The sequence below is a fragment of the Nitratireductor thuwali genome, assembly GCF_036621415.1.
GTDB classification, from domain to species: Bacteria; Pseudomonadota; Alphaproteobacteria; order Rhizobiales; family Rhizobiaceae; genus Chelativorans; species Chelativorans thuwali.
The window spans coordinates 3,478,081-3,503,550 of record NZ_CP030941.1 but is presented as its reverse complement, the minus strand read 5'-3'; the positions used below and the strand labels follow the sequence as shown (position 1 = coordinate 3,503,550).

The 25,470-nt window shown below is 65.8% G+C and carries 32 protein-coding genes; 1 reads left to right on the top strand and 31 read right to left on the bottom strand.

The genetic code is table 11. The annotated features are described in order from the left end of the window. Nucleotides 1–130: 130 nt before the first annotated feature. From NTH_RS16990 to NTH_RS16870, 25 genes are all read right to left on the bottom strand, one after another. Nucleotides 131–1,366 carry a bifunctional alpha/beta hydrolase/OsmC family protein gene (locus NTH_RS16990; RefSeq protein ID WP_338531125.1) on the bottom strand — a complete coding sequence of 412 codons (1,236 nt, stop codon included), beginning with the start codon at nucleotides 1,364–1,366 and terminating at the stop codon, nucleotides 131–133. 123 nt (nucleotides 1,367–1,489) lie between these two features. Next, the gene (locus tag NTH_RS16985; protein WP_338531124.1) at nucleotides 1,490–1,963 is read right to left on the bottom strand and encodes a cytochrome c-type biogenesis protein; all 474 of its coding nucleotides are present in this window, start codon (nucleotides 1,961–1,963) and stop codon (nucleotides 1,490–1,492) included. Next, a complete protein-coding gene (locus tag NTH_RS16980; RefSeq protein WP_338531123.1) occupies nucleotides 1,960–3,948 on the bottom strand; it encodes a heme lyase CcmF/NrfE family subunit in 1,989 nt (662 codons plus the stop codon). The genes NTH_RS16985 and NTH_RS16980 overlap by 4 nt, the downstream gene beginning before the upstream one ends. A 16-nt stretch (nucleotides 3,949–3,964) precedes the next feature. Next, a complete protein-coding gene (gene ccmE / locus NTH_RS16975) occupies nucleotides 3,965–4,399 on the bottom strand; it encodes a cytochrome c maturation protein CcmE (protein WP_338531122.1) in 435 nt (144 codons plus the stop codon). 7 nt (nucleotides 4,400–4,406) lie between these two features. Next, a complete protein-coding gene (gene ccmI, locus NTH_RS16970; RefSeq protein WP_338531121.1) occupies nucleotides 4,407–5,525 on the bottom strand; it encodes a c-type cytochrome biogenesis protein CcmI in 1,119 nt (372 codons plus the stop codon). A gap of 92 nt (nucleotides 5,526–5,617) precedes the next feature. Then, entirely contained in the window at nucleotides 5,618–6,046 is a 429-nt protein-coding gene (locus tag NTH_RS16965; RefSeq protein WP_338531120.1) for an RT0821/Lpp0805 family surface protein, read from the bottom strand. 117 nt (nucleotides 6,047–6,163) lie between these two features. Beyond that, the gene (locus NTH_RS16960) at nucleotides 6,164–7,591 is read right to left on the bottom strand and encodes an ATP-binding protein (RefSeq protein WP_422392410.1); all 1,428 of its coding nucleotides are present in this window, start codon (nucleotides 7,589–7,591) and stop codon (nucleotides 6,164–6,166) included. Further along, nucleotides 7,584–8,249 (bottom strand): response regulator transcription factor, encoded by a 666-nt coding sequence (locus NTH_RS16955; protein ID WP_338531119.1) that lies wholly within the window; start codon nucleotides 8,247–8,249, stop codon nucleotides 7,584–7,586. The genes NTH_RS16960 and NTH_RS16955 overlap by 8 nt, the downstream gene beginning before the upstream one ends. A gap of 37 nt (nucleotides 8,250–8,286) precedes the next feature. Then, nucleotides 8,287–8,571, bottom strand: a complete 285-nt coding sequence (locus NTH_RS16950) for a hypothetical protein (protein WP_338531118.1) — start codon at nucleotides 8,569–8,571, stop codon at nucleotides 8,287–8,289. Nucleotides 8,572–8,660: 89 nt separating this feature from the next. Next, nucleotides 8,661–8,867: a hypothetical protein gene (locus NTH_RS16945; protein WP_338531117.1), complete on the bottom strand. Its 207-nt coding sequence runs from the start codon at nucleotides 8,865–8,867 to the stop codon at nucleotides 8,661–8,663. A 31-nt stretch (nucleotides 8,868–8,898) separates the two neighbouring features. After that, nucleotides 8,899–12,783: a baseplate multidomain protein megatron gene (locus NTH_RS16940; RefSeq protein ID WP_338531116.1), complete on the bottom strand. Its 3,885-nt coding sequence runs from the start codon at nucleotides 12,781–12,783 to the stop codon at nucleotides 8,899–8,901. Between the two features lie 6 nt (nucleotides 12,784–12,789). Then, nucleotides 12,790–13,236 (bottom strand): NlpC/P60 family protein, encoded by a 447-nt coding sequence (locus NTH_RS16935; protein ID WP_338531115.1) that lies wholly within the window; start codon nucleotides 13,234–13,236, stop codon nucleotides 12,790–12,792. Beyond that, nucleotides 13,233–14,120 (bottom strand): DUF2163 domain-containing protein, encoded by an 888-nt coding sequence (locus NTH_RS16930; protein WP_338531114.1) that lies wholly within the window; start codon nucleotides 14,118–14,120, stop codon nucleotides 13,233–13,235. The genes NTH_RS16935 and NTH_RS16930 overlap by 4 nt, the downstream gene beginning before the upstream one ends. Next, complete coding sequence (locus NTH_RS16925) at nucleotides 14,117–14,758, bottom strand: DUF2460 domain-containing protein (protein ID WP_338531113.1); 642 nt, start codon at nucleotides 14,756–14,758, stop codon at nucleotides 14,117–14,119. The genes NTH_RS16930 and NTH_RS16925 overlap by 4 nt, the downstream gene beginning before the upstream one ends. Nucleotides 14,759–14,767: 9 nt before the next feature. After that, nucleotides 14,768–15,334, bottom strand: coding sequence for a phage tail tape measure protein (locus NTH_RS16920; RefSeq protein WP_338531949.1), 567 nt, complete (start codon nucleotides 15,332–15,334; stop codon nucleotides 14,768–14,770). 5 nt (nucleotides 15,335–15,339) lie between these two features. Beyond that, nucleotides 15,340–15,588 carry a rcc01693 family protein gene (locus tag NTH_RS16915; protein WP_338531112.1) on the bottom strand — a complete coding sequence of 83 codons (249 nt, stop codon included), beginning with the start codon at nucleotides 15,586–15,588 and terminating at the stop codon, nucleotides 15,340–15,342. Further along, nucleotides 15,585–15,932 carry a gene transfer agent family protein gene (locus NTH_RS16910; RefSeq protein ID WP_338531111.1) on the bottom strand — a complete coding sequence of 116 codons (348 nt, stop codon included), beginning with the start codon at nucleotides 15,930–15,932 and terminating at the stop codon, nucleotides 15,585–15,587. The genes NTH_RS16915 and NTH_RS16910 overlap by 4 nt, the downstream gene beginning before the upstream one ends. After that, nucleotides 15,929–16,345: a phage major tail protein, TP901-1 family gene (locus tag NTH_RS16905; RefSeq protein ID WP_338531110.1), complete on the bottom strand. Its 417-nt coding sequence runs from the start codon at nucleotides 16,343–16,345 to the stop codon at nucleotides 15,929–15,931. The genes NTH_RS16910 and NTH_RS16905 overlap by 4 nt, the downstream gene beginning before the upstream one ends. 39 nt (nucleotides 16,346–16,384) lie before the next feature. Beyond that, nucleotides 16,385–16,792, bottom strand: a complete 408-nt coding sequence (locus tag NTH_RS16900) for a DUF3168 domain-containing protein (RefSeq protein WP_338531109.1) — start codon at nucleotides 16,790–16,792, stop codon at nucleotides 16,385–16,387. Then, nucleotides 16,776–16,958, bottom strand: a complete 183-nt coding sequence (locus tag NTH_RS16895; RefSeq protein ID WP_338531108.1) for a hypothetical protein — start codon at nucleotides 16,956–16,958, stop codon at nucleotides 16,776–16,778. The genes NTH_RS16900 and NTH_RS16895 overlap by 17 nt, the downstream gene beginning before the upstream one ends. Then, nucleotides 16,955–17,290, bottom strand: a complete 336-nt coding sequence (locus tag NTH_RS16890) for a phage head closure protein (protein WP_338531107.1) — start codon at nucleotides 17,288–17,290, stop codon at nucleotides 16,955–16,957. Before NTH_RS16890 ends, NTH_RS16895 begins: the two co-directional genes overlap by 4 nt. After that, nucleotides 17,287–17,859: a head-tail connector protein gene (locus NTH_RS16885; RefSeq protein ID WP_338531106.1), complete on the bottom strand. Its 573-nt coding sequence runs from the start codon at nucleotides 17,857–17,859 to the stop codon at nucleotides 17,287–17,289. The genes NTH_RS16890 and NTH_RS16885 overlap by 4 nt, the downstream gene beginning before the upstream one ends. 87 nt (nucleotides 17,860–17,946) lie before the next feature. Then, nucleotides 17,947–19,203 (bottom strand): phage major capsid protein, encoded by a 1,257-nt coding sequence (locus tag NTH_RS16880; protein WP_338531105.1) that lies wholly within the window; start codon nucleotides 19,201–19,203, stop codon nucleotides 17,947–17,949. A gap of 1 nt (nucleotide 19,204) precedes the next feature. After that, nucleotides 19,205–19,888 (bottom strand): HK97 family phage prohead protease, encoded by a 684-nt coding sequence (locus NTH_RS16875; RefSeq protein ID WP_338531948.1) that lies wholly within the window; start codon nucleotides 19,886–19,888, stop codon nucleotides 19,205–19,207. Continuing rightward, nucleotides 19,888–20,256, bottom strand: a complete 369-nt coding sequence (locus NTH_RS16870; protein WP_338531104.1) for a DUF6107 family protein — start codon at nucleotides 20,254–20,256, stop codon at nucleotides 19,888–19,890. Before NTH_RS16870 ends, NTH_RS16875 begins: the two co-directional genes overlap by 1 nt. Nucleotides 20,257–20,388: 132 nt before the next feature. Between NTH_RS16870 and NTH_RS16865 the strand changes: the two genes are divergently transcribed. Further along, nucleotides 20,389–20,727, top strand: a complete 339-nt coding sequence (locus NTH_RS16865) for a hypothetical protein (protein WP_338531103.1) — start codon at nucleotides 20,389–20,391, stop codon at nucleotides 20,725–20,727. A 57-nt stretch (nucleotides 20,728–20,784) separates the two neighbouring features. Here NTH_RS16865 and NTH_RS16860 read toward each other — a convergent pair whose 3' ends face one another. The 6 genes from NTH_RS16860 to NTH_RS16835 form a co-directional block, all read right to left on the bottom strand. Beyond that, on the bottom strand, nucleotides 20,785–21,081 hold the full coding sequence (locus NTH_RS16860) for a hypothetical protein (protein WP_338531102.1): 297 nt from the start codon (nucleotides 21,079–21,081) through the stop codon (nucleotides 20,785–20,787). A 212-nt stretch (nucleotides 21,082–21,293) separates the two neighbouring features. Further along, on the bottom strand, nucleotides 21,294–21,575 hold the full coding sequence (locus NTH_RS16855; RefSeq protein WP_338531101.1) for a hypothetical protein: 282 nt from the start codon (nucleotides 21,573–21,575) through the stop codon (nucleotides 21,294–21,296). Between the two features lie 26 nt (nucleotides 21,576–21,601). Beyond that, entirely contained in the window at nucleotides 21,602–22,228 is a 627-nt protein-coding gene (locus NTH_RS16850) for an RNase A-like domain-containing protein (protein ID WP_338531100.1), read from the bottom strand. A 21-nt stretch (nucleotides 22,229–22,249) separates the two neighbouring features. After that, a complete protein-coding gene (locus tag NTH_RS16845; RefSeq protein ID WP_422392445.1) occupies nucleotides 22,250–23,419 on the bottom strand; it encodes a phage portal protein in 1,170 nt (389 codons plus the stop codon). Between the two features lie 78 nt (nucleotides 23,420–23,497). Next, nucleotides 23,498–24,709: a DNA-packaging protein gene (locus tag NTH_RS16840; protein WP_338531947.1), complete on the bottom strand. Its 1,212-nt coding sequence runs from the start codon at nucleotides 24,707–24,709 to the stop codon at nucleotides 23,498–23,500. A gap of 10 nt (nucleotides 24,710–24,719) precedes the next feature. Then, a complete protein-coding gene (locus tag NTH_RS16835; RefSeq protein WP_338531098.1) occupies nucleotides 24,720–25,202 on the bottom strand; it encodes a hypothetical protein in 483 nt (160 codons plus the stop codon). Nucleotides 25,203–25,470 lie beyond the last annotated feature (268 nt).

Here is a 25,470-nt window from a genome sequence, read left to right as displayed (position 1 = left end):
CATTATGCTGAAATTAACGGGACCGAGCGGCAGGAGCGCCGCTCCGTTGTCCTTCAGATAGGTTACGGCACCTTACCGCGCTATTTCCGCGGTATGAAACTTTGGTAATGTTCCTGCATTCTGGACCTGCCTAGGTCCGGACGCCTTCCCTGACCGAGGTGACGACGCGCACATCTCCCTCCAGCGTGCGATGGACCGGGCACTTGCCGGCGATTTCCACCAGCTTGTCCTTCAGTTCGGCCGGAACCTCGCCCTCGACCGAGATGATCCGTTCGAACCGGTCGATGCGGCCGCCCTTGCCGTCTTCCACATCTTCTTCGCAGTCCTCGATATGCATCTTGCTGTGCGAGACCTCGACATTGATACGCCCCAGCGCCAGCTTCTTGTGCTCGGCATAAAGGCGCAGCGTCATCGACGTGCAGGCCCCCAATGCAATGGAGAGGTAGTCATAGGGGGATGGCCCGCTATCCATGCCGCCCACCTTCTCCGGCTCGTCGGCGAACAGGCGGTGCCGTCCCGCCTGCACGGCATTTTGGAAGCGTCCGCCTCCCGTCTCGCGCACCCGCACATGTTCGACAGGTTCCTCGCCCTGGGGCATGTCTCCAGGTACATAGCGGGAGAGCCAGCCGGAGATGACGGACGCCGCATAGGCCGCATCTTCGGGATCGCTCAGAAGGTGGTCGGCGTCGTCGAGGGAGACATAGCTTTTGGGATGCTTGGCGGCAGTGAATATGCGCTCGGCGTTCTCGATCCCGACGACCTCGTCATGCGGCGCATGAAGAACGAGCAGCGGCTTGCGCATGGCGCCGATGGCTTCGGCCATGGCCTGGTCGCGTACGTCGGCCACGAAATCCTTCGTGATGGTGAACCGTCGGCCCTCCAGCGTCACGTTTGCCTCGCCTTGCCGCTCGATCTCCTCCAGGCTTGCGCCGAAGCTGGCAAGCACATGCGAAGCATCGGCCGGGGCACCGATCGTGACCACGGCGCGCGCCTCGGGCACATCCTTGGCCAGTGCCAGCACCGCCGCTCCGCCAAGCGAATGCCCCAGGAGCACGGCAGGCGCTTCATGGTGTTCGCGCAGATAATCCACGGCAGCGCGCAGATCGGCGACATTGGAGGAAAAGTCGGTGGAAGCGAATTCTCCACCGCTGGAGCCCAACCCGGTAAAGTCGAAGCGCAGGACCGCTATGCCTTCGCGCGCCAGGTCGGCGGCGATGCGGCGCAGCGGCCTCAGATCCTTGGAGCAGGTAAAGCAGTGGGCAAGGACCGCATAGGCGCGAACCGGCCCATTGGGAAGATCCAGTCTCGCGGCCAACTTCGCACCGGAGTGGCCTGAAAATTCAAGCCTTTGAACGCTGGAAGTCATGTCGCCTCCTCAAAGCTGCGGCACCGCCGAGACCGGTTATCGGAAGGACGGCACCCATCGCAGAGGGAGCTTAAGGGCATAGCATGGGCTTGACGAGCCGCCGGCGAACACAAGCGCGAGAATTCAGTCCCGCTCGTTGAGGATGCCTTTTAGTGCCGCCACTTCCTCGGGCGTCAGAGGCGCCGGGGTCTTCTTCCTGCGCCGCAACACGCCAACGGCAAGCACGAGGCCGCCGGCAAGCAGGATCAAGGCGGGCGTGGCCCAGAGCAGCGCATTGCGCGGGCTGACGCGCGGCTGCAGCAGAACGAACTCGCCATAGCGCGAGACGACATAGTCGATTACCTCGGCATCGCTGTCGCCCGCCGCAAGGCGTTCGCGCACCAGAACGCGCAGATCCCGCGCCAGCTCGGCGTCGGAATCGTCGATGGACTGGTTCTGGCAGACCATGCAGCGCAGTCCGGCCGACAGGTCCCGTGCCCGCTGTTCCAGCACCGGATCGGAAAGTATCTCGTCGGGCTGTACCGCGCCCGCCCCTCGCCCCCCTGCTGCCAGCAGCAGCGCGGCGATGGCGATCAGCACGAAGCGCCGAATGGTCATCTGCCTTCTCCCGCGGTTGCGAGGCGCTTGGGGCTTGCCTTGGGCGCTCCGATGCGAAGCCGCCGGTCGAGAAGCGAAACGGTGCCGCCGATCATCATCACCAGGGCGCCGAGCCAGATGAGCGTCACCATCGGCTTCCACCATACCCTGACCACCAGGCCGCCGGCCGACGTCGCGTCGCCGATAGAAACATAGAGCTGGCTGAGGAGGAGCGTCTCGATGCCGGCCTCGGTCGTGGGCATGCCGCGCGCCGTGTAGAAGCGCTTGGACGAGACGATTTCGCCGATCTCCCGACCGCCGCTGGAGAACAGCGTGAAGAAGGCCTGCTCCTCCGAATAATTCGGGCCGGTGAAAGGACGCATGCCTTCGAAGCGCAACGAGAAATCGCTGATCTCGACCCTGTCGCCGGGCTGCATCGTTACGATGCGCTCGGCTTCCAGCGTGGTCACGCAGACGATGCCGAGCACCGTCAGGCCCATGCCGGCATGGGCCAGCGCGGTGCCCTTCATGGCGCGCGGCAGGCCCCACAGGCGGCGCAGCCCGACGCCCAGCCCGACCTTGCCGGCCCCCGCCTTGACGGCCAGATCGGCTATGGCCCCGCAGACCAGCCAGAGACCGATGCCAACGCCAATGGCTGCGAAGGCCGTCGCCCGGTCGACGAGGAAATAGACCATGAAGCCGGCGATGGCCGCCACCGCGAATGCAAGGTGGAGGCGCTGCGTCGCGGCAACCAGGTCGCCGCGCTTCCAGGCCAGCACGGGACCGAAAGGCATGGCCAGCAGCAGAGGAAGAAAGAGCGGCACGAAGGTAAGATTGAAGAACGGGGCGCCGACCGAGATCTTGTCGCCCGTCACGGCCTCCACGAGCAGCGGGTAGAGTGTTCCGACAAGCACCGTCGCGGCGGCCGTGGTGAGCAGCAGGTTGTTGAGAACCAGCGCGCCTTCCCGCGATATCGGATGGAACAGCCCGCCCGGAGCAAGCGCGGATGCGCGCCAGGCGAACAGCGCCAGTGCGCCGCCGATGAAAAGCATCAGGATCGCGAGGATGAAAACGCCGCGGGCCGGATCGCTCGCGAATGTGTGGACGGAAGTAAGCACGCCCGAGCGCACCAGGAAGGTGCCGAGCAGGGAGAGCGAGAATGTCAGGATGGCAAGCAGGACCGTCCATATCTTGAGGGCGCCGCGTTTTTCCATGACGAGCGCCGAATGCAGCAGCGCCGTTCCGGATAGCCACGGCAGGAAGGATGCGTTCTCGACGGGGTCCCAGAACCAGAAACCGCCCCAGCCGAGCTCGTAATAGGCCCAGTAGGACCCCATGGCGATGCCGCCGGTGAGGAAGGCCCATGCGGCGAGCGTCCAGGGGCGCACCCAGCGCGCCCAGGCGGCGTCGATGCGCCCGTCCAGCAGCGCCGCGACGGCGAAGGAGAAGGAGATCGAAAAGCCGACATAGCCGAGATAAAGCAGCGGCGGATGAACAGCCAACCCCACATCCTGCAGGATCGGGTTCAAGTCGCGGCCCTCGATGGGCGCGGGCTGCAGCCGGGCGAAGGGATTGGAGGTTGCAAGGATGAACAGCAGGAAGGCCGATGCGATCATCCCCTGCACCGCAAGCACATTGGCACGCAGCGAGGGCGGCAGATTGCTTCCGAAGAAGGCCACCATCGCGCCGAATAGTGCAAGGATGAGAACCCACAGAAGCATGGATCCTTCGTGATTGCCCCAGGTGCCGGTCAGCTTGAACAGGAGCGGCTTGGCCGAGTGGGAGTTTTCCCACACATTGAGCACCGAGAAGTCCGACTGGACGTAAGCCAGCATCAGGGCCGCAAAGGCGAAGGAGATCAGGGCGAAGCCGGTCATCGCTGCCGGCTCGCTGATCTGCATGAGGCGCCGATCGCCCAGGCGCGCGCCGACCAGCGGCACCGAGGCCTGCACCAGAGACAGGGCGAAAGCCAGTATCAGCGCAAAATGGCCGAGTTCGACGCTCATCGGCGGCACCGGAAGATCATTGTTCCTGCCAAACGCCCCGCTCCTTCAGGCTCTCCGCCATCTCTCGCGGCATATAGTTCTCGTCGTGCTTGGCCAGCACCGTATCGGCGACAAAGACGCCGTCGGTGCCCAGCATGCCCTCCGTCACGACGCCCTGCCCTTCCCGGAAGAGGTCCGGCAGGATGCCGTTATAGGTGACCTGCACGGAGTTGTCGGCATCGTTGATGGCAAAGCGCACCTGCGTCCCCTCGCCACGCACGACGGAACCGGCCTCCACCAGACCGCCAAGCCTGATGCGGTCGCCGGCCGCGGCCGGCCGGGTCAGCAGGTCGGCGGGCATATAGAAGTAGGACGTTTTCTGACCCAGCGCATAGAAGACGAGCAGCGCCGCAAGCGCCAGAAAGCCCATGCCCGTGCCGATGACGGCTAAACGTTTTTGCTTGCGGGTCACGATCTACCTATTCCGTTGACGAAACGCCCAGTTCCTTCGCGAAGGCGCTCAGCGCATCCGCCTCCGCGCTGCCGGCTTCGAAAGCTGCCAGCGCGCGCTCAAGGGCGTTTTCAGCGTCCGATGGCCTGTCGAGCACGACATAGGATCTTATCAGACGGCGCCAACCCTCCGCATCCCGCGGATTGTCGCGGAGCTTCGCGTCGAGGCTGGCCACCATGCCCTCGATCATCCGCTGACGCTCGACCGCCGACATGCCGTCGGCCGCCGCGGCGTTCCGGGAGGGGCCCGCCTGCGTCTCGGCCCCCGGAAGGCTCGCAAGGGCGGAAGCGGCCGCTTCCCTCCAGGGGGAGGCATCGTCGAGTTCCTCCGCCATGGCGCGCCATATTTCGCCGGCGCGCGCATTGTCGCCTTCCTGCGCAGCCGCCATGCCGAGATAGAAGCGGGCGCGGGGATTTTCCGGATCGTGCTCGCGGGCCCGCGTGAACGCCGCCTCGGCCTCGCCGGTCACCACGCCCTCCCCGACGCCGACGAGGGCTTCGCCAAGGGCGGCTTCGCGTTCGGCGGTGCTGCCGGCCGTGTCGATCGCCTTCTGAAACGCGTTGGCCGCGTCCCGATACCGTCCTAGGCGGAGATAGACGGGACCCAGCGTGTCCCAGCCGCGCGCGTCCTGCGGGTTTTCGGCGAGATAGTTTTCGGCGCGTTTAAGCAGTTCCTCCAGCGAAGCCTGGGCAGGATCCTTCTCGAGCCGCGCCGCGAGCGGCTGCGCCGGCATGTCCGGCCGGCCGATGAGCTGATACGTTGCCCAGCTCACCGCCGGCACCGAAAGAACGGCGGCGATCGCCACGATCTTGACGAGCATGCTCCGGTAGCTGCCGGGCGGTTGCCGAGACGGCTCGCTCTTCTGGAGCGCCAGGATGCGCCGGCCGATTTCAGCCCGCGCCTCTTCGGCCTCGCGTCGGTCGAGCAGTCCGCGCTCGTGTTCGCGCTCGAGCTCGGCAAGCTGGTCGCGATAGACGGCGATGTCGTGCTGGGTGCCCTCCACAGGCCCGGAATTCTTGCGCAGGAAGGGGCGCATCACCGCCAGAGAAGCGGCAAATGTGAGCAGTGCGGCAAAGATCCAGAACATCATAGCCACCCATACCCCGTCGCTCGACCCCGTGCCAACCTGACGTAGATGCGGCCTTTTGGCATTCAAGGAAGCGACAAGCGGCAGCCGGCTCAGTTTAAGAGCGTCCAGCTGCCATCCTGGTTACGGCAGGCGGTGCCACGCACGGACCGGCTTTGCCCGTTGTCCTCGATCATATGCGTGAAGGGCCGGCAATCCTGCGATCCGACACGGTAAGGCTGCGCCGCGATGACCGTTCCCGCACGCCCCGATTTCTCGTCGCGCCAGGTAACCGCTTCGCCAGCCATGCCCGTTTCCAGCGCCTTATACTCCGCTGCGAGCGCGGCGATCTTTTCGCTTCGGCTGAGATCGTCGCCGAGGCCGCTCATCAACAGTCCCGCCCCCACGATGCCGCTGATGGGCTGCTGCCCGGCCGCGTCGGGCTGCGTCAGCGCATTGGGCTCCGGGGGGGCGCCGAGGACGCCCGCGGCGCAGCCGGATAGCGCGATCGCGGAAAGCATAGCCAGTGCCGCAGATTTCATGGTGCTCGCCAATTCCCGATTCCACCCTTTTGCCGGCCGCCCTGGGCCTACCGAGAACATGGTTAATAGATCATGTTTGTCGGAAATTTGTCCACCGGCATCCAACCCCGGCGTGTATCAGGCGCACAGCAGCGTTACCACCGCTTTCAGCCCGCCGAGAGGCGAACGCTCCAAGGCAAGCTTGCCGTTATATTCTTCCACCAGGTCGGCGACGATCGCCAGGCCGAGGCCGGTTCCAGGCTTGCTCTCATCGAGACGCCGGCCGCGCTTCAGCGCCTGCCGGGCCTGTTCCGGCGGGATTCCGGGCCCGTCGTCTTCGATCACTATGGAGAAGCAGCCCTCGCTTCCTTCCTCGCCAGAAACTGCATGCAGCGACAGCACGACGCGGGAGCGAGACCACTTCATGGCATTTTCCAGCAGATTTCCGGCGATCTCCTCGAGATCCTCGCGCTCTCCCGCGAAGACGAGTTCCGCGTCGGGCAGCTTCAGGTCCAGCCGCCTGTCGCTGTTCAGCTTCGCCGTCACCCGCGCCAGGCGCTCCAGCGTCGCGTTCACCGGCGTGCGAAACGACAGCGTGCCGTGCTGGGCTGCCGCGCGGGCCCGCTGCAGGTAATGGTCGATCTGCGTCTGCATTGCCGCGGCCTGCCCGGCGATCAGCCGGCCACGCTCGCCGCCGAGCGCATCGCCCTCGTTCATGAGCACCGCGAGCGGCGTCTTCAGCGAGTGCGCCAGATTGCCCACCTGCTTCCGCGACCGCTCGACGATCCGCCGATTGCTTTCGATCAGCGCGTTGGTTTCCTCGGCCAAGGGCGCGATCTCCGTCGGGAAGGGGCCGGCAAGGCGCTCGGCGCTGCCGGCACGGATGTTCGCGAGCGCATGCCGGATGCCGCGTAACGGTCGCAGAGCCAGAAGGATCGCCACGACATTGATCAGGATCATGCCCAGGCCGAAGATCGCCAGATAGCCGAACAGCCTGCGGGCGAAGGCGGCGATTTCCTCTTCCAGCTCGCTCAGGTTGCCCATGACCCTGAACCGGGCGATGCGTTCGTCCTCCCCGAGCACGACCTCGGCCTCCAGCACCTCCACCTGTTCGCCGCCAGGGCCCGTGACCACATATTCACGCTGGAAATTTTCATCGAACGGCACGTTGTCCGGAACGTCCGGCGGGGCCGACGCAGCAAGGGAAGGCGAATGCAGGCTGTTGCGCAGAGCCTGCGAGGCGGGCTCGACCGACCAATACCAGCCCGAAAGTGGCTGGGAGAAGCGAAGATCGCCGAGATTGGGCGTGCCTGACAGGCGGCCGGTTTCCGATGCGCTGACCGAGGCGATCAGGTTGAAAAGATGCGCCGACAACACGCTGTCGAACCCGCGGTGGCTGACTTGCCGGAAGAGTGCCGAACTGACGGTTGCAATGACGACAAGCGCGATGATCGCCCATGCCGAGGAGAACGCGACCACCCGAAAGGTCACCATGCCGACCACGCGCTTCAGCCGGTCGCGAAGCGTGCCATTCGAAAAGACGTTCGGCTGCCGGCCGTTAGGCATCCGGCTCGCGCATGCGGTATCCCATGCCCCGAACCGTTTCTATCAGGTCGACGCCGAGCTTCTTCCTGAGCCGGCCCACGAAAACCTCGATCGTATTCGAATCACGGTCGAAGTCCTGATCGTAGAGATGCTCGACAAGCTCCGTGCGCGAGACGACGGAGCCCTTGTGGTGCATCAGATAGGCCAGCATCCTGTATTCGTGCGAGGTAAGCTTCAGCGAGACGCCGCCGATATCGGCCCGCGAGGATTTGGTGTCGACGCGCAGCGGCCCGCAAACCAGCTCCGATGTCGCATGGCCGGCGGCCCGGCGTATGAGCGCCCGCAGGCGCGCCAGCACTTCTTCCATATGGAACGGCTTCGTCACATAGTCGTCCGCACCGGCGTCGATCCCGGAAACCTTGTCGCTCCAGCGGTCGCGCGCGGTCAGGATGAGTACGGGCATGACACGGCCGTCCTGCCGCCAGCGCTCCAGGACGCTGATCCCGTCCATCTGCGGAAGGCCGATGTCGAGGACCACCGCATCATAGGGTTCGGTATCGCCGAGGAAGTGGCCTTCCTCGCCATCGAAGGCTCGGTCCACTACATAACCCGCATCGCCGAGAGCGTCACAAATCTGCCGGTTGAGATCCTGATCGTCTTCGACAACGAGAACTCGCATGAAATGCCTCTCAGGAATATACCGAACTATCTATGGTCTAGCCGGCCGGCACCGTGAATTCGGCGCGCTTCGGGCGTTCCCCGTCCTTGCCGGGAACCAGTATCACAATGCTGCAAACCGTGGTGCCACCCTGGGATTGAGCGGTCGCTTTAGCCAGTGCCCCGCGATTCTCCGCCGCGATGCGCTGGCCGATCGCATAGCAGTCGGCCCCATTCTGGGCCAGCAGCTCCGGCGCTTCTTCCTGCGCCCATGTGCCACCTGCACATGCGGCCACAAATGCGATTGCGGCAGTGACTACGGAGACGGCGTGGTGCTTTTTCATACCGCTCGTTTAACGCAATCTGTCTGAATGGGGAATGAATAACTCGCCAGGCGCCCGCCCCGCGCATCGCACGGGGCGGGCGGAGGGTTTCAGCCGATCAGGCTCCGTGCGCCCACACGGCCCAGTATGGCGACCAGTCCGGATATGGCGGCAATGGCCTGCAGCAGCGTCTCCGACAGCGCGGCCGCATCGAGCCCGTCGACTGGCAGCCCGAACATGCCGGCGAGCGCGGTGGCAATCGTCACCAGCGAGGCCCAGATCGTCTTCGACAGATACCAGGGTTTTGTCATCGTCATTTCTTCCTTCTCCTTTTGCTCTCTTAGTACCTCAGCCGACGGCGAAGGCGCGGCGCGCCGGCAGGCCCGGGCCGACTGTCTCGCTGATCTGGCGGACGGTGATCTCGACCGTTTCCGGCAGCGTGCCGAAATCGTCGATCGCCATCTCGATCGTGTAGTTCCATTGGCTGTTCCCGACCGTCTCGCTGCGCACAGGACTGCCGCCCGGCGGCGCCACGTCGATCCGATAGAGTTCCTGCGCCTCGCCAAGCGGAATGTCCTCGCCCAGCCAGCTATCGCCGTCGATGCGGCCACGGCGTATCCAGTTGACGGCAAGGCCGTCCTGACCGGCCCGGCCGGCGAGATGGACCGGCGACAGGGGCGTCAAGGCGCGCAGGCCGCCAGCCGCTGTCACCTGCGTGAACGCGTCCGCCGAGATGTCGCCACCGGCATGCCCCACCCGCCAGTTCAGCTCCAGGCCGATCTCGCTCGGCCGCAGCCCCGCGGGCGCCACCGCATCGTCAAGCAGCACGAACGGGGATCCGGCCTCCGCGCCCGCCGCCATGGCGTCGTCGGTGCCGAGCTGCCCGCGCAACAGGCCCGTAAGATGCCATGTCCCGGCGGATACCTCCTCGGCAGCTTCGAACTGGACGATTTCCCAGATGCCGATATGCGACCGTATCGCCGCCGCGTTCGCACCGCTCAGCAACTGCGTGCGCGAAACGCTCGCCAGTTCGCCGTCGAGGAGACGCACATCGACGGCCGCCGACCGGTCGATCCGTCCGGCGGCCGCGCCCATGGGCAACGCTGTGACCAGCGTCCCCATGGTCGCGCGCTGCGGCAGCGTCGTGCGCAGTTCGAACCCCGTATCCTCGGGCGAGGCCAGAAGAGCCTGCGTTTTCCATGGCCTGGCGCGAGCGGCGATGCGAAGCTGGTCCTCGACCTTGTCCGAGCCGCCGCGCAGCGGCAGGTCGAGCATCAGGGCGTGCGGCCGGCTGTCGGCATAGACAGGCGGCTGGGACCGGTCGGGCAAGGGTTTGGCCGGCGTCGACGGCGCGATCCGCACCAGCCGCCGCGCCCTCACACTGCGTACAAGACCGTCCTCCACCTCCTCGACCACATATTCGGGCCCCTCGGCATCGAGCTTCAATACCGTTCCCGGATGGATCGCCTGCCGCTGGAGGGGCAGCGAGAACCGCACCTGTTCCCGCCCCGCCCACAGGCGCCGCACCCAGTCGTCGGCCAGCCGCTCGGCCTCTTCCTGAGGCAGGACGCCGGGGAAGCCTACATAGCTCGTGCCGTTTCCCTCGGCCCCCAGATACCCGGCCGCCGCCGTGGCCGAGCGGTGCTCGTTCATCTCATCGCGAAAATCCACCTGGACGTATTTCGGCATTTCGTGGTCGGGCCGGCGCACCCGCTCCACCACCGCCGAATCCGCCGGAAGCACCCGATCTCCCGCGATTGCGGCTTCGCCGGCACTGGCGCCTTCGGTCGCGAACACGAGCCCCTCGGCCGTCTCCCGCACGGACAGCCGGAAGAGGCCGACCAGGGGATCTAGAACTGCGCGCGCCGTCGCGGGCTGCGCAACCAGATAGCCCGACACCATGCCGTCCACGCCGTCCGTATCTGCCGGCGGCAGCCCGTGGTCGGCCAGGACAGCCTGGATGAGGTCGCGAAGCGCGACGCCGCTCAGCCGTCCGTTCAGCCAATGGCCGGTCGTCCAGTTCGCGCCGTCGCCCCACGTATCGGCGAACAGGGGAAAGGAAGGGAACGGCCGGGCATCCCAGGCCCAGATGCTGATTTCATCCGTATCGACCATCGTCCCGCCATAGACGGGAGAAACAGGATTGGCTTCCTCGCCACTCTCCAACCAGTGATCGTAGTGCGCCGAAAGCAGCGCATACTGCGCCATGTCCGAGCGCCCGCCCGAGGAAAAATAGGGCAGCGCGTTCTCCGACGATTTGGGATCGGGAAAGACGTTCGGCTGGTTCGGTCCCTTGTCCACCGCCGCGCAGCCGAGTTCAGTGAAGTGGATGGGCTTGGATTTCGGCTGCCACGCCGTCGGCGATGGCTGCTGCACGCCACCGATCCGGTTGAAATGCTGGTTGGACCACCAGCTCTTCAAGTCCTTGTACCGATAGACCCATGGCTCACCGTAGGCCCCGTCGGAAATGGGCGTCCGCAGGCGCGCGGCGCGGTCCGCAGCGCTGGCGTAATACCAGTCGAACCCCTCGCCGGATGTGATCGCCGCCCGCATCCTTTCGATATCGTAGGGGCTTGCGAAACCGTCCGGATTGCCGCCGCCGATATCCTCGTCGCGCCAGTCCGACAGCGGCATGTAATTGTCGATGGCCACCGAATTGATAGCCGGATGCGCCCACAGGCTGTCCAGATGGAAGAACACGTCACCGCTTCCGTCCGCCGGCTGATGCCCGAAATATTCGGTCCAGTCGGCGCCATAGGTGAGAACCGGCCCTTCCCCGATCAGCGCGCGCACCTCGCCGGCCAATGCCTCCAGCGCCTCGACGAATGGAAACCGGTTCTGGTTCTCCCGCACCGCGGTCAGCCCGCGCAGTTCCGAGCCTAGGAGAAAGCCGTCGACACCGCCGGCTGCGACAGCAAGGTGGGCGTAATGCAGGATGAAGCGCCGATAGCTCCATTCACCCGGACTGCCGACAAACGGGATCGTGTCGCCAGCAGCGGAAAACTGCCCCGGCTCGGCGTTGCCCACCAGGTTCTCGATCTGCACGCGCGCAGCCGGCGTCTTGTCGACCGTGCCCGGCTGCCCCGGCGCCGGATGGCAGCTGATGCGCCCCCGCCAGGGATAGACGGCCTGCGCTGCGCCTCCGTAGGGATCCGGCAGGCCGTTTCCCGGCGGCACATCCATCATGATGAACGGGTAGAGCGCCACCTTTAGGCCGCGGCCCCTGATGGCGCTTATCGCATCCATCACCGAACGGTCGGAGGGCGTGCCGCCGAACGCGGCGCGACCGTCCACCTGGGAGACGACCCGCGCCTGTGCCCGCGATATCCCCGAACTGAACCAGGACTGCGACAGGCCGCCGGGACTGGCCTGCGTCACCATCGGCTCGATGCGGCAAGCCGCAGCCCGCAGGTCGGTGCCGAACCACGTTACCACCAGCGAGACCGTCTTCAGATTGGGGCACAGCGCCTGCAATTCGTCGAGCGAGGCGTCAAGATCGGTACCGCCGCCCAGCGTATGGCGGTTGACGGCTTCGGTCTCACCCGGCGCGATCTCCTTCGTCACCAGTGTCGGCGACAAGCCGTATTCCGTGGCGCCCGGTATCAGCGCCACCGACCGCACGCGCTCGTTCAAAAGGCCGGCGGTGCGGACCACCTCGAACTGAAACTGCGGAAGCCGATTGCCGTATTCGTCGATCGGCAGCCGCTCTATCACCGCATAGGCCGTCCCGCGATAGGCCGGCGCGTTGCCGGCGCCCTGCTTGGCCTCGATCAGCGGATCGACGGGCTGGTTCCTCCCGCCCCGATAGACGCGAATCTCCACCTTCGTCTGGTCGATCTCGCGCCCGTCTGCCCAGATTCGGCGCACTCCCGCGATCTCGCCTTGGCACAGCGCGAAGGCGGCATTGGCGAAATAGCTATAGGTGGTAACCTTCGGTCCGCCCTTGCCGCCCTGCCTGGTGGTCGTGCTGGCTTCCTCGAAGCGGGTTGCCCAGATCAGCGTGCCCCCGATACGCATCGTTCCATAAACGCGCGGAAGGGGCGCGCCGTCTTCGGCCGAAAAGGGACGCGCCGCTCCGAGCCGTGGACCTTCATAGCGCTTGGTGCCCTCGATCAGGGCCCGGTCGATGGCGTAGCCTGCCAATGCGCCGGCGGCCGAGCCGATAGCCGACCCGACCGGCCCGAGCACGCCACCGAGAAACGCGCCCGCGGCCTGGAGAACGATCGTGGCCATATATCTCTAGTCCTCTGGGTTTTCCGGGAAATCGAAGACGCCGGCGATACGCTTGCGCCATTGCGGCACCAGCGCGCTTTCCACGACGCCGTGCCCTTCATAGGCATGGATGAACCGCTCGGCCCCGATGCAGATCGCGGCGTGCTTTGCGGGCAGATGCGGGCGCCACCGAAACAGGATCAGCCGCCCCGGCCCCGGCATGCGCGCGGGAATGAAGTGCCTCGACGCCGCCTCGAGCAGTCGGTCGCTGCCACCTGCCTCGGCCCAGTCCATGCTGTACGGACCCGGGGCCTCCGGCTCTTCCCCGTACAGCGCCCGCCAGACGCCGCGCACGAGCCCCAGGCAATCGCACCCGACGCCCTTGCGGCTCGCCTGGTGCCTATAAGGCGTACCGAGCCAGCCTGCGGCTTCGCGCGCCACCGCCTCGGCGATATTCCCTCGCGCCGGCTTCATTCGACCAGCGGCCCGCCGTCATGCACCTGGCTTTCGGTCACGTAGCCATAGGCCGCGTCGTCCCCCGGCAGATGAGGGAAACCTTGAAAGTTCACGCTGTTCGAAAACTTGGCCTTGCAGGTCGAAAAGCGCTTGTCGCAACCGGCGGTCACCACGATTGCCGTTCCCGCCACTGTCTCCGGCGCCGTCTCGCGCCACAGGGTGAGGCTCGCGCCCTGTTGGCCGGCCCTGTGAGCGGCCACGCGGTCGCGCCGGCCGGCCTCCGGTCCGGCAACCCATGTGACCACGCCCCCGTCGAACCAGCCCTGCTCATACCCGTCGAGCCCGCTCACATGGAGCCTATTGCCCTCCACCGACACAAGCTGCGCCTCGGCGCGAAAACCGGGCGTCGTCAGGTCGAAGCCGCAGCGGGCATCGCCCAGTTCCGCATCGCAGAACCGGCGCAAGGTGCGCCCGTTGATCTGGTCGAGCGCGGCCTGCGGGCTTTCTAGTTCGGCGACGAACCGGCCGTCGCTGCGGGTGATCTTGCCGATCACGGCGCTGCGCAGCGCCGTGAACTGGAGCGGATTCCGCCAGTTGACCAGCAGGGTCTCCACCCGCGCCCCGTCGAACTTGCCCCCCACGATGTCGGCCTCGTCGATGTCGAATGCCGATAGCGCCCCTTCCACATCGACGGTATCGATGCCGAGCCCAAGAGAGCTGCGCGCTTCGCTGGCCGTCAGCCCCGTATCGGGCGCGAACGCGGTGCCGTCGCAGGTCAGCGCCCGGTCATGATCGGTGAATCCCATCGTCGTTCCGTCGCGGCGGACCAGCCGCCAGCAATGGCAGATGGTCGTGACATCCTGTTCCAGATGCAGGGCCAGGTCCGGATTCAGCGCCGTCATCGCAGCACCTCCACGAGCGGAATGGATGGGATTTGCCCGGCCTCGAACGCCGTCACGCTCGCCACAAGGCGGTCCGTGTCGAAACGGGCGGGCACGTCGAAGACAAAGCCGGCCTGCACCGTCTCGCCGGCCTGCGGCACCGCGTGCGGCTCGAAAACCACTTCGCCGGTTTCGGATGCGATGGAATAGTCCGCCGTGATCTGTCGGACGGTGCCGTCGACCGCGACCAGCACGCTTTCGCCCACCGGCTTCGGGATCGGGCGCTGATAGGCATCGGCGCCCTCGCCATATGTCTTCACCAGCGCAAACCGGTCCGTGCTTCCATCGCCCGTGCCTATTGTCTGGTCGAAGGGGCTGGGTATGTTGCGCGGCGCGCACGACTTCATGTCGAAAGGGTCACGGAAGCGGAAGGCGTGGAGCGACCCGCGCCGCGCCTCGAAAAAGGCGATGACCGCATAAAGATTGTCGACGGAGCGCACGCCCGTCCCGGCATCGTAGTGCCGGCGCGACAGCGCCGTGCGCGCGTTCCGCTTTTCACGGCCAGATGTCAGTTGAACGATCTCGTTGCGCCGCTCGGGCCCGCCCGTGGCCCCGAAGGAGACGCCGAGCGGAAACAGCACGTCGTGGAAGCTTTCCATCTCGTGCTCCTACGCCCGGCGGGCGCCGCGCGAGACCGCGCGCACCAGCATGCTCGATACCTGCCCCTCCGATTTGCGGAAGGAGGCGGCGTCGGGCGTCGACACGTTGAACACGACATTGACGCTGCCGCCTCCGCCGCCCGTGGCCACGCCCAGCCGGCCATCGGCGCCGCGCGCCAGCGGCAGGATCGCCTCCGGCCCCGCCTCGCCCATCAACCCCATCCGCCCGCCGGCCGGAAAATATGTGGGGCTCGAAACCACGCCCCCGTCGGCGAAGGGAACCACCCCTCCCTTGGCGAAGGGCAACGCGGCGCCGAGCCCGCCGAGCAAGCTGCTGAACAGCGAGCCGCCCAGCCTCTGCAGCGGCTGAAGCCCCCGGTCGAGGGCCATGCCCGCCAGGTTCAGCCCGATCTTGCGCAGGATGTCATCGAGTGATTTCCCGCTCACCGCCGCGCTCTTCAGCGCGCCCGTAAGCTGGGACCCGAAGCTCCCGGACAGTTTTTCGAGATTCTTCAGGGAAGTCTCGAACGGTTCCGTATCGGCAGTGATGGGGATTTCGACGGGTTCAGCCATGATGGCCCTCACAGTCTGTTATCGGGAAAAGTCTGGCGGTTGTCGGGAAATGCCTGCATGAGCTTGTCGAGGTCGCCGCGCCCCGGCGCCTGGCCCGCCCCAAGTCCCAGCCCGGCCCCTAGCCCGGCCAAGGCCGCGGCCAGTTCGCGCGGCGTCATGGACCAGAAATGCGCCGGTGATAGCCGCAACAGGCCGAACCCCGCCTCCATGGCTTGCCGCCAGGGAAACGGGCGAACGACGCCCGCTGCGGCGTTCAAGGGTTTGGCGTGTCGGCCTGCTGCGCCCCTTCCGACGCTCCGAACGTCACCGCCAACAGCTCTCCGGCAAGCCTTGCAAACCCCGCAGCACCGTCCTCGCAACGCATGGTGCGCACGTCCGCGTCGCTCAACTCATGACCGCCGCCGCGCAGGCCCGCGCCAATGATCGCGACGATGTCGGCCGCCGCCATCCGACCCTCTCCCAGCCGCGCAACCAGCGCGTTCAGGTCGGCTACAGCGAAGGCCGCCTCGAGCTCGGCCAGCGCGCCCAGCGTCAGGCACAGCCTGTATTCGCGGCCGTCGAGCCTTGCCGCCACCTCGCCCCGCCGCCGGTTCACGCTCATGGGGTCACCGCGAAGCTGACCGGGCCGGCCGATTCCAGCGCAATCTCGAAGGTCACCTCGCCATCGTGATTGCCCGAGTATTCGAGCGCGGTGATCTGAAAATCGCCGGACACGGTGCCGAAGTCGGGAATGCTAAGCTGCCAGCCCACGATTTCGCCGGCGAAGAACCGCGCCCGGATCGCCGCGTCCGACTGCGCGTCCTTGAAAATGCCCGAACCGCTGATCGAGGCGCGCTGCACGCCGCTGCCGGCCAGAAGCTCGCGCCAGCGCCCGACGGAATCGGCGTCGGTCACGTCCACCGTCTCGCTGTTGAACGCCAGCCGCCTGGCTCTCAGCCCGGCCACGGTCATGAAATTGCCAAGCCCGTCCTCGTCGAGCTTGAGGAGCAGGTCCTTGCCCTTCTTTGCAGCCATCCCGGCCTCCTATTGCGAACAGATTTCGTTGTTGAACGGCTAAGCCGCCGGTTCCAGCACCGCGCGGAAGCGCATCAGGCCGTGATAGACGGCCAGATCCTCGTCGAAGCGCATGTCGGAGAACTCCAGTCTGAGGTTCACCAGCGCATAGCCGGTCAAATTCAGCGCGCCGTCATGCAGCAGCGCGCGCACCCGCTCCATCAGCTCCAGTGCCTCGCTCCTGCCGCGCCGTTTCGACCAGATGTTCAGCGTGAACAGGTGCTCGCTGCCCTCCTCCGTGCCCGTGCTCCAGTCATAGGTGCTGGCGCGGCCGAAGGTGATGTAGGGAAAATCCACGCTGGCCGGCGTGATGTCGAACAGCTTCGCCGCCCCCAGCGCCTGCAGCAGATCGGGGTCGGCGCTCAGCGCTGCATAGACCGCCTTCTGCAATTCAAGGCTCGCGATCATTCCGGCCTCCTTCTTCGGCGTCGTTTTCGGCCCGCCTGCGGACGCGCCGATATTCGCCGCCGCGCGCATCGGCCGCCCCCGCCTCCACCCTCGCAGCCACGTCGTGCATCACCGCCCGCAACGTCCGCGTCAGATCGTCCGCGGTCATCCGCATGCAGATCTTCATCGTCCCTCCTCGCGCACATGGCAGGCGAGATAGCGCCCCGTCTCGTCGATGTCGTGAATGCGGACGATGTGCAGGATACGTCCGGCTCTGAGGAAGCGCATGCCGCTGCGAACATCGCCGCGATGGCGGATGATCACCCGGTGCGTGGCTTCCTCCATGTCCTGGCCGGCGCCGAAGAAGCTGCGCGCGCCGAAAGGTTCTATCTGCGCGAAGACCGGGGCGACTTCCGTCCACGTCTCGCTGTGTCCGCCCGCGCCGTCATCCGCGACCGTCGCTTGCTGAAGCAACAGCTCGTGGCGCAGCCGACCGGGGTCGATGAACGCGCCTCTCATCGCAGCCTCGGCCCCTTGTGGGCGGCAATCAGCCGCAAATAGCTTTCGGGAAGCGAAACGGGCTGGCTGTCGGCGCCATAGATGCCGCGAAACTCGTACCAATGGGCGACGAGCATCAAGAGCGCCCGCTTCAACAGATCCGGCACGTCCGTTCCCGCCTCGCCATAGCCGGCGGTGAAGTCGATCTCGATCCCGTTCAGGGCCGTTCCGGGCGGCGGCCTGTCCTCCAGATGCAGGCGGGCGGGGTCGGAAATCGTGTCGGCCTGATAGGTTTCCGCCGCGATCAGCGATGCGCCGCCATCGGCGCCGAATACCGTAACCGACAGCACCTCGCGCACCGGTCCGCGCCGAAAAAGCACCGTCCCGCCCTTCGGCCAGCCGTCCAGCACCAGCCGCCACGACTGGTTGATCAGGGCCAGCCCCGTCGCGCGCTCCACTTCTTCGCGCGCCGCCCGGATCAGCCCCGCGATAAGATCGTCCTCGACGGCATGGGCCACGCGCATATGCGCCTTCGCCTCGGCAAGCGTCAGCGGCTCGGCCGCCGGCGCGACCGTTCGAAAAAGGGTCATGGCAAGTCTCGCTGTGATCAAAAGAAGCGGCCCCGGCGGGAATAGCCGGGGCCGCAATGGAAGCCGCTTGGATTGTGCAGCTCGCGGTCAGCTCTCGCCGAACTTCAGAAGCTTGATCGCCTCGAAGTCCTGGATGCCGCCGCCCACGCGCTTGGTGGTGTAGAACAGCACATAGGGCTTGGCCGAATACGGGTCGCGCAGCACGCGCACGCCGGTGCGGTCCACCACCAGATAACCCCGGCCGAAATCGCCAAACGCGATGGCGGTGGCATCGTTGGCGATATCCGGCATGTCCTCGGCTTCCACGACGGGGAAACCCATCAGCATGGCGCGGCTGCCCGGCGAGGCGGGCGGCTGCCACATGTAATTGCCGTCGGCATCCTTCAGCTTGCGGAGCGTGGCCTGGGTCCGGCGGTTCATCACCCAATTGGCGTTCTGGCGATAACCGGCCTTCAGCGCATAGACGGTGTCGATCAGGATGTCGGATTCGCCCGTAGCCGGCAGCGCGCCGTCGACGCCCGTCGGCAGGTATCCGACATTGCCCCAGCTCCACGAGCCGTCCTCCACCTGCGCATAGTCGAGAAAGCCGCGCGGCTTGTTGGTCCCGTCGCCGTTGATGAAGGCAGCTCCTTCCTGTTCGGCGAAGGCCGTCTCGATCTCGCCTGCGATCCAGGCGTCGAGGTCGACCACGCTGTCTTCCAGCAGCGCCGCCGTCGCCGCCGGCATGGCATAGAGCTCGGCGGTCGGAAACTGCAGCTCGTCCAGCGTGCTAGAGGCGGTTTCGGGCCGCGCCGCCGTTTCACCCACCCAGCCGACAGCCGGCCCGCCGATGGCGAAGGGCTTCTTCAGCACGGCCGACGAGACCTGCCGCACGCTGGCGATGGAGCGGATCGGCGAAAGGCTCGACAGCCGCTTGCCGATCGCCGCCTCGGTTTCCTCGGGCACCAGAAAGCCGCCGTCCTGGCCGGAGCCGTAGGACATGGACTTTTCCTCCAGCGCGCGCAGGCCGCGCTCGTCGCCACAGCGCACATAGCTTTCGAAGGCCTGCTTGTGCTCCATCTGGGCGACCAGGCTCACGCCGTCGCGCCCCAGCGCCGGCCGCGCCTTTTTCAGCGCGATCTTGTCGATGACCTGCTTCTGCTCGTCGAGCGCACGGGAGATGCGGTCGACCTTTTCCGAAGTCACCGGATCGGCCGCCGAGCGCGTCTCGATCTCCTTGATGCGCCGCTCGTTGTTTTCCTTGAATATCTCGAAGGTGGACATGAATTCCTGGAAGGCGCCAGCCATGTCGTCGTCGGCAGCCGATTTCACTTCCAGTCCGTGGGTGTTCTTCATTGCGTTCATTTCAGTTCCTATCGGTCAGGAGTCTCGTTGCCTGGCGGATGGTCGCCACCAGGCGTTCTGGCGATCCCGGCGCGGCGTCCCGCTCGCGCATCAGGTGTGCGAAGCCCTTGGCGATCACCGTCTTGGCTTCGCTTCGCGTCAGCCCCGCATCCCGCGTCAGCCAGCGCTCGAATTCCCGGGGGCTTGGCAGCCCTGTCCCGCTCCGCCCCTTCACCTGCTCGACCCGGGCGTCGGGGAGCATCGGAAAGGTGACGATGGAGATTTCCCACAGATCGGCCTCCCGGATGCGGCGCACCCTGCCCTTCTGGTCGTTCACCGCCTTCACGGTCTTGAAGCCGATGGACAGCCCGTCCAGCCCGCCGCTTCGCATCAGTTCCAGCACCTCGCGCGCCTTGGCGACGCCGGTGGCGAGCTGGCCGCGCACGAACAGTCCGCGCTCGTCCTCGCGAACCTCGCGCCAGGTGCCGATGGGCTGGCTTGGGTCGTGCTGGAACAGCATTCGGATGCCGGCCGCGCCGCGTTTGGCAATGGAAGCGGCGAAAGCGCCCCGCTCCACGATATCGCGCCCCAGATCCATCTGCCCGAAAAGGCTGGCATAGCCCGAAAAGCTGCCGTCGGCCCTCACATGCTCCAGGTCCAGCCCGGCGAGCTTGCGCTCGCCGGGCCCTGCGGAAGCCTTGTTCATCATCGCCGCTCTATCCTTGATTGCTCTGTTCTGGGTCGTTCGGAAGTATTGATCGTCTGCCGCCCGGCCGCGCCGGACAGGAGCCTCATGACAAAGCCGATGCCGCCCCAGGCGCACAGGCTGGCCGCGGCCGAACCCATCAGCATCACCTCGCCGGGCGTCAGCCTGTCGGCTATGCCCAGCTCGACGGCGATCTTGAGCCCGGCCGCACCGCCGAACACCACGCCGCAGACCACACCCACGCCGAAGCGTATCGCCGCCTCGCGCCTGCCGTCGGGCAGGATATAGGCGATGGAAATCGCCGAGCCGGCGACCGCGCCGACGGCCTTGGCCAGCCACAGCGCGGCCGCCTCCGAAAGTCCGTTCATGTCGAAATTTCCCTTGTCAGCAGCGGCGGCGCACCGCGCGCCTCATCGCCATTCGGCGGAAAGAAAAAAGCCGCCCCGAAGGCGGCTTCAACATTGTTCTGGCAGGAAAAGGCATCACGCCGCGGAAGGATCATGCCTCACGATCCCACCAGCGATACCCCCCGTTCTTCAAGAACCCTGAACGCAGCTTCCTCGATCTTCGATCAATGCAAACAGCCGATCCTGATCGTCGAACACGCTCTCATCGCCTTCGAAGTTACTGTACTCGATGCGGTCCTTGAAGAACTCTACCTCGAGCCGTGTGCCAACCATATGGACCGAGACCATGACGGCATCATCGCGAAGGTGCTCGAGGCGATACCAGATTTTCCGACTATTGAGAAAGTTCAGGAACAGAAGCAGATCATCGAGACCGCGGAGCTGCATCTAATCCTCCCATTTTCGATAGTCGTCTCTGTTGAGCAGTTTTAGGCAGCGGCGCGCCGCGGCATCCCCGGCTTTCACCAAGCTTCGGCGACAGGAGCATCCTCAATCGCCACTGCGCTGTTGGCTGCGCAGTGCTTCTAACAGGTCTGTATAAAAACGGCGTGCATATCCGTTATGAATGTAGCAATCCGATCCGGTCTTCGACCAGATTTCTGCCAGTTCAGCATCGCTCGGATCGGCAGCAAGCAGTTCTTCAACAAAACGACTCGCCATGGCTTGTTCGTGCGGCGTCAAAGCTCCTGCAAGATAATCGGGCAACTCGTCTTCAGATCGGACCACGAGATCGACGTCGGCATGCATATGGCGAGCCATGCGGCGAAACGCATCGGGAATCTTCATGTGTGCTTCTCACTCGTTTCTCGGATAAGCGGTATGCACCCGAAATCCTCGGCGCCGGCTCGGATCGTGAACGACATACACGCCGACGCCAAAAGTATCGCGCAAATAGGGCTGCACATAACCGTCTGTAACCGCCTCGATTCCCGTTTTCGCGCGAAAAACCGCGGTGACAAACGCGCCGTCAAGCCCACCTGTCGTGCTTGATCACATCGTCATTGTTTATGCAGCTCGCTCAGCAGATACGAAAAAAAGAGAGGCGCCTGCTTATCTGGCAATATCCAATCGGCTCCAGCGTCCGACCAAATGTCGGCCAGTTGGTTCCCGCTAAGGTCTGCGGCGAGCAATTCTTCGACAAAGTGAATGACGGTTGCTCGTTCATCCTCGGTCAGGCCCCCTGCGAGATAAGGAAAAAGCTCCTCCTCGGTTGGGGCAACAAGATCAATATCCTGATGCATGAGGAGCGCCATGTGCCGGAATTCCTTTGGAATTTTCATGGTCACTGCCTCATTCGTTTCGCGGGTTAGGCTGCAACTACGCGGAATCTGCGGTGCGTGTTGGGATCGTGAGCGATAAGCACGCCGACGCCATAGGTATCGCGCAAGCGAGGTGCAGCATGCTCCCCGTATCCGTAGGCTTCAATGCCGGTCTTCGATCGGAATTCCGCCGTGACAAATGCTCTGCCAAGTTCGCCACCTGCAACTGCCTCTACTACCGAGCGATTACGTGAGAGGGTAGCGTTGACCAACCTGTTCGCTGCTGCCACTGTGGGGAACGACCCGTCACGCTTGCGGCGTATCTCGAATATAAACCCGAAGTAGTGCTCCCCGCGAACACGCGCAAGCAGCGATTCGGGGCTTCGGCCCACATGGCTCCGTATTGCGTGTCCGCCAGCCGCTTCCTCGTCCAAAAGATCGATCCTGTAGCCTTGACCCGCCTCCGCTTGGACGAGTCGCACAATCTCGCCCTCAGTCCCGCTTTCCGCGCGGCCACTCCCATCCGTCCATCGCCCGCCATCCGGCCGACCCGCCGGCACGCGCGGCTGCGATTGCCAGTTCGGATTGTATTTGAGCGCCCGCTCCAGCCGCCGGGCGGCGAAGAGGAAGCGATACCAGGCAACCTGCTCGGCAAGCTGCGCCTCGATCGCCATCGACCCCCGCCTTTCCATCACCTAACCCCGCCCCGGCACGCCGTAACCCACCGCCTCGCGCTTCTCCTCGTCGGTGAGGAAATCCGCCTCGCCCACGCGCTTCCACAGCGCCTCGCGTTCGGCCGACAGCCCCTCCACCTGGTCGAGGTCGAACCACAGCCGCAGGTCTTCGCCGAAACGGTGGCTCAGGAACCCGCCCAGTTCCTTGGCGATACGACCCACCAGCGGCAGCACGGTCAGGCGGTAGAACGCCCGGTTGGCCTCCTGGTAGTTGGCGTAGGTGTTGTCGCCGGGAATGCCCAGAAGCATGGGCGGCACGCCGAGCGCCAGCGCGATGTCGCGCGCGGCTCCGTTCTTGGCCTGCATGAAGTCCATGTCCTTGGGGCTGAGGCTCATCGCCTTCCAGTCGAGGCCGCCTTCCAGAAGCAGCGGCCGGCCGGCGCGGGTCGCGCCGGAATAGCCCTGCTCCAGTTCCACCTTCAGCCGGTCGAACTGGTCGTCGGAAAGATTGCCGCCCTCCTTGGGCGCATAGACGAGCGCGCCGGAAGGCCGGGCCGAATTGTCGAGCAGCGCCTTGTTCCAGCGGCCGGCCGCGTTGTGGATGTCGAGCGCCATCAGCGCCGCGGCCAGCGGCGCGAAGCCGTAATGGTCGTCGAGCGGATGGAACAGCGCCAGGTGCAGCCCGTTGCCGTCTTCCTCCAGCGAGACCCGCCGCTTGGCATTCCCCGCCCGGTGCTCCAGCGCCACCGGCCAGCCGGCCGCATCGGCCAGCACGGTCACCCGGTCCGGCCTCAAAAGATGCAGCTCCCGCGCCCCCGCGCCCGCCTCCACCAGTTCCACATAGGCGTTGCCGGAAAGCAGCAGATGCCCGTAGAGCGTCTCCATGAAACCCGCGCCCGCCTGCCGCTGGTTGGGCCGCTCGAGCAGGTCCAAAAGCGGATGCGACCGCAGTTCCGCCGCGTCCTCATAGGCCAGCCACGGAATGGCGGCGGCCGCTTCCGCGATCATGCGCACGCCGCGATGGGCGGCGGGGTTTTTCATGAACCCTTCGCGCGCCAGCGAGGCGTAATCCTTGCGCGTCCATATCGCTTCGGCTTCCCGGTGGAGCGCCACGAAGCCTCCCATGGAGGCCTGCTTGCGTTCCGCCGGCGCGCCGTTCCCTCCCGGACGCCAGGTCCAGGGCCAATTCAAAGCCATGTCGATTTCCCGATTATGAGTTGGTTGGTGTCGCGGATGCGGCGGCTGCCGCCTCGCAGCCGTTGCGATCTCTCAGCCCAGTCCCCGCACGCGGGGCCGTCCTTCCCGCCCCAGCATCAGTTCCGTCAGCGCCCAGACGAGCGCGTCCACCCGGTCCGGCGACCGCCCGTCCGACAGGCCGTCAATGCCGAAGTCGCACATCTCGTCCTCGAGCTCGGGAAAGCGGGCGGCATGGCGCACGCGCCCTTGCGCATAAAGCGCGGCCACCGGCTCGGCGCGGGTCCACTTGCCCCGGCTCGCGCGCACCGGCTTCACCGGCACGGTGGCATCCACCGTGCGCAGCACGCTGGTCACCATCTCGCCGCCCTGGTTCACCTCCGCGACGATCGCATCGGCGTCGAAGCGGCGGTAGAGCGCCACGGCACGCCCGGCCCATGCTTCCGGGCGCGCGGCGCGCATCGTTCCGTCATGCAGCACCCAGCCCGTCCCCGTCTCGTCGACCCCGGCCACCACCAGCCCGCAGGCATCGGACGTCTTGCGGCTGGTGGCCGGCGGGTCCACGGCGACGACGATACGGCGCAAGGCCGCGGGCATGGCGCCCGCCATTCCTTCCAGCGCCGGGCGCGTCCACAGGGCGTCGTCGCGATCCTCGACCAGTTCGCCGTCGAGTTCCTGCCGTCCGAGCCGCGTTCCGCCATACCGGTCCTCGACGGCGGCGAGGAAACCGGACGCCAGGTTGTCCGCGTTCTCCGCCGTTCGCATGACGGTCAGCGTCGTGTCCTTGCCCGCGAGCAGCCGCTTTACCAGCGGCACCGGCCGCGGCGTCGTCGTCACAAGCTGCACCGGCCTCATGCCCAGCCGCAACCCGAACTGCAGCATGTCGTAGCACGCCTCCGCGTTCTTCCACTTGGCCAGCTCATCGCACCATGCCGCGTCGAATTGCGGCCCGCGCAGGCTGTCGGGGTCTTCCGACGAAAAGGCCTGCGCCACCGCGCCATTGTCCCAGAGCAGCCGCCGGCGGCTCGGCTCGTAGCGGGGCAGGCCGCCGCGCGAGACGGCGAGGATGCCGGAAGGTCCCTCGATCATCACCTCGCGCACGTCGCCCAGCGTCTCGCCTACCAATGCGATGCGGCCGTAGCGCCCCCCGCCGAACACCGTCAGACCGCGCACCAGCCCGTTGACCCATTCGGCGCCGAGCCGCGTCTTGCCCGCCCCGCGCCCGCCCATCACGAGCCAGACGGGAGCGAGCCCCAGTATCGGGTATTGCGACAGCCGCGCCGACATCACCCATTCGTCAAGAATCTTTTCCGTCAGTTCCGGCGACCAGTTCGCCGTCGTCGAGACAGCTGGCAAGCTCTCTGGCAAGCATGAGGATGCGCTGATCGATCGCTTTGAGGGCGGCGGCCATTTCTGCATCGCTTTTTATCTGCCTGTCTGCCGCGCGTTGGGGAAGGCGCGTCATGTCACCGATCTTCTCGATCATCCTCAGCATCGAGTTCAGCGCATCGATGCGCCCCTTGTCGAACCTGCCGGCCGCCTTTCCCGCGCGGCTCAACTTCTCGAACTCGCGCACCAGCGTGTCGGAAAGCCGCAAGAGCCGCCCCTCCAGCGCCCCGGCATCCACCGGGCCATCGCCGTTCCAGCCCTCGCGCTCCGCCTGCCTCTGCAGCGATGCCAGCGAGCGCTGCGTGGCCTCCGCCAGCAGTTCCAGCGAGGGCTCCGCCCCCTCGAAGATCGCGCGCACCGCCCGCAACGGCCTCTCCGCCGCAGTCGCCATACCCACCTCCTTCAGCCAATAAAAAAGCGCCCCGGCAAAACCGCGGCGCTCCAAAACCTCAAATCCGGAAAAGACACAGCGCCGCGCATCCAATTGGATGCGCAAAGGACGCTGTAACACTTTGAAATGGCGACAAGCCCCGGCGCAACCAACCAGCCGCCCCGGCCACCTTCGAACCCACTTTTCCGACGATGCCTGAACCCTATCAGCGGACCGTCACGCAGTCAAGGAATATTTTCCTTTACTGGTTAAGTCCCCCGCGCCGCCG

Coding starts and splice junctions, on each gene's coding strand:
- NTH_RS16990 (WP_338531125.1), bottom strand. CDS start 1,366: ATGACTTCCAGCGTTCAAAGGCTTGAATTTTCAGGCCACTCCGGTGCG.
- NTH_RS16985 (WP_338531124.1), bottom strand. CDS start 1,963: ATGACCATTCGGCGCTTCGTGCTGATCGCCATCGCCGCGCTGCTGCTG.
- NTH_RS16980 (WP_338531123.1), bottom strand. CDS start 3,948: ATGAGCGTCGAACTCGGCCATTTTGCGCTGATACTGGCTTTCGCCCTG.
- ccmI (WP_338531121.1), bottom strand. CDS start 5,525: ATGTTCTGGATCTTTGCCGCACTGCTCACATTTGCCGCTTCTCTGGCG.
- NTH_RS16965 (WP_338531120.1), bottom strand. CDS start 6,046: ATGAAATCTGCGGCACTGGCTATGCTTTCCGCGATCGCGCTATCCGGC.
- NTH_RS16960 (WP_422392410.1), bottom strand. CDS start 7,591: ATGCCTAACGGCCGGCAGCCGAACGTCTTTTCGAATGGCACGCTTCGC.
- NTH_RS16955 (WP_338531119.1), bottom strand. CDS start 8,249: ATGCGAGTTCTCGTTGTCGAAGACGATCAGGATCTCAACCGGCAGATT.
- NTH_RS16950 (WP_338531118.1), bottom strand. CDS start 8,571: ATGAAAAAGCACCACGCCGTCTCCGTAGTCACTGCCGCAATCGCATTT.
- NTH_RS16945 (WP_338531117.1), bottom strand. CDS start 8,867: ATGACGATGACAAAACCCTGGTATCTGTCGAAGACGATCTGGGCCTCG.
- NTH_RS16940 (WP_338531116.1), bottom strand. CDS start 12,783: ATGGCCACGATCGTTCTCCAGGCCGCGGGCGCGTTTCTCGGTGGCGTG.
- NTH_RS16935 (WP_338531115.1), bottom strand. CDS start 13,236: ATGAAGCCGGCGCGAGGGAATATCGCCGAGGCGGTGGCGCGCGAAGCC.
- NTH_RS16930 (WP_338531114.1), bottom strand. CDS start 14,120: ATGACGGCGCTGAATCCGGACCTGGCCCTGCATCTGGAACAGGATGTC.
- NTH_RS16925 (WP_338531113.1), bottom strand. CDS start 14,758: ATGGAAAGCTTCCACGACGTGCTGTTTCCGCTCGGCGTCTCCTTCGGG.
- NTH_RS16910 (WP_338531111.1), bottom strand. CDS start 15,932: ATGAGCGTGAACCGGCGGCGGGGCGAGGTGGCGGCAAGGCTCGACGGC.
- NTH_RS16905 (WP_338531110.1), bottom strand. CDS start 16,345: ATGGCTGCAAAGAAGGGCAAGGACCTGCTCCTCAAGCTCGACGAGGAC.
- NTH_RS16900 (WP_338531109.1), bottom strand. CDS start 16,792: ATGATCGCGAGCCTTGAATTGCAGAAGGCGGTCTATGCAGCGCTGAGC.
- NTH_RS16895 (WP_338531108.1), bottom strand. CDS start 16,958: ATGAAGATCTGCATGCGGATGACCGCGGACGATCTGACGCGGACGTTG.
- NTH_RS16890 (WP_338531107.1), bottom strand. CDS start 17,290: ATGAGAGGCGCGTTCATCGACCCCGGTCGGCTGCGCCACGAGCTGTTG.
- NTH_RS16885 (WP_338531106.1), bottom strand. CDS start 17,859: ATGACCCTTTTTCGAACGGTCGCGCCGGCGGCCGAGCCGCTGACGCTT.
- NTH_RS16880 (WP_338531105.1), bottom strand. CDS start 19,203: ATGAACGCAATGAAGAACACCCACGGACTGGAAGTGAAATCGGCTGCC.
- NTH_RS16875 (WP_338531948.1), bottom strand. CDS start 19,888: ATGAACAAGGCTTCCGCAGGGCCCGGCGAGCGCAAGCTCGCCGGGCTG.
- NTH_RS16870 (WP_338531104.1), bottom strand. CDS start 20,256: ATGAACGGACTTTCGGAGGCGGCCGCGCTGTGGCTGGCCAAGGCCGTC.
- NTH_RS16865 (WP_338531103.1), top strand. CDS start 20,389: ATGCCTCACGATCCCACCAGCGATACCCCCCGTTCTTCAAGAACCCTG.
- NTH_RS16860 (WP_338531102.1), bottom strand. CDS start 21,081: ATGAAGATTCCCGATGCGTTTCGCCGCATGGCTCGCCATATGCATGCC.
- NTH_RS16855 (WP_338531101.1), bottom strand. CDS start 21,575: ATGAAAATTCCAAAGGAATTCCGGCACATGGCGCTCCTCATGCATCAG.
- NTH_RS16850 (WP_338531100.1), bottom strand. CDS start 22,228: ATGGCGATCGAGGCGCAGCTTGCCGAGCAGGTTGCCTGGTATCGCTTC.
- NTH_RS16840 (WP_338531947.1), bottom strand. CDS start 24,709: ATGTCGGCGCGGCTGTCGCAATACCCGATACTGGGGCTCGCTCCCGTC.
- NTH_RS16835 (WP_338531098.1), bottom strand. CDS start 25,202: ATGGCGACTGCGGCGGAGAGGCCGTTGCGGGCGGTGCGCGCGATCTTC.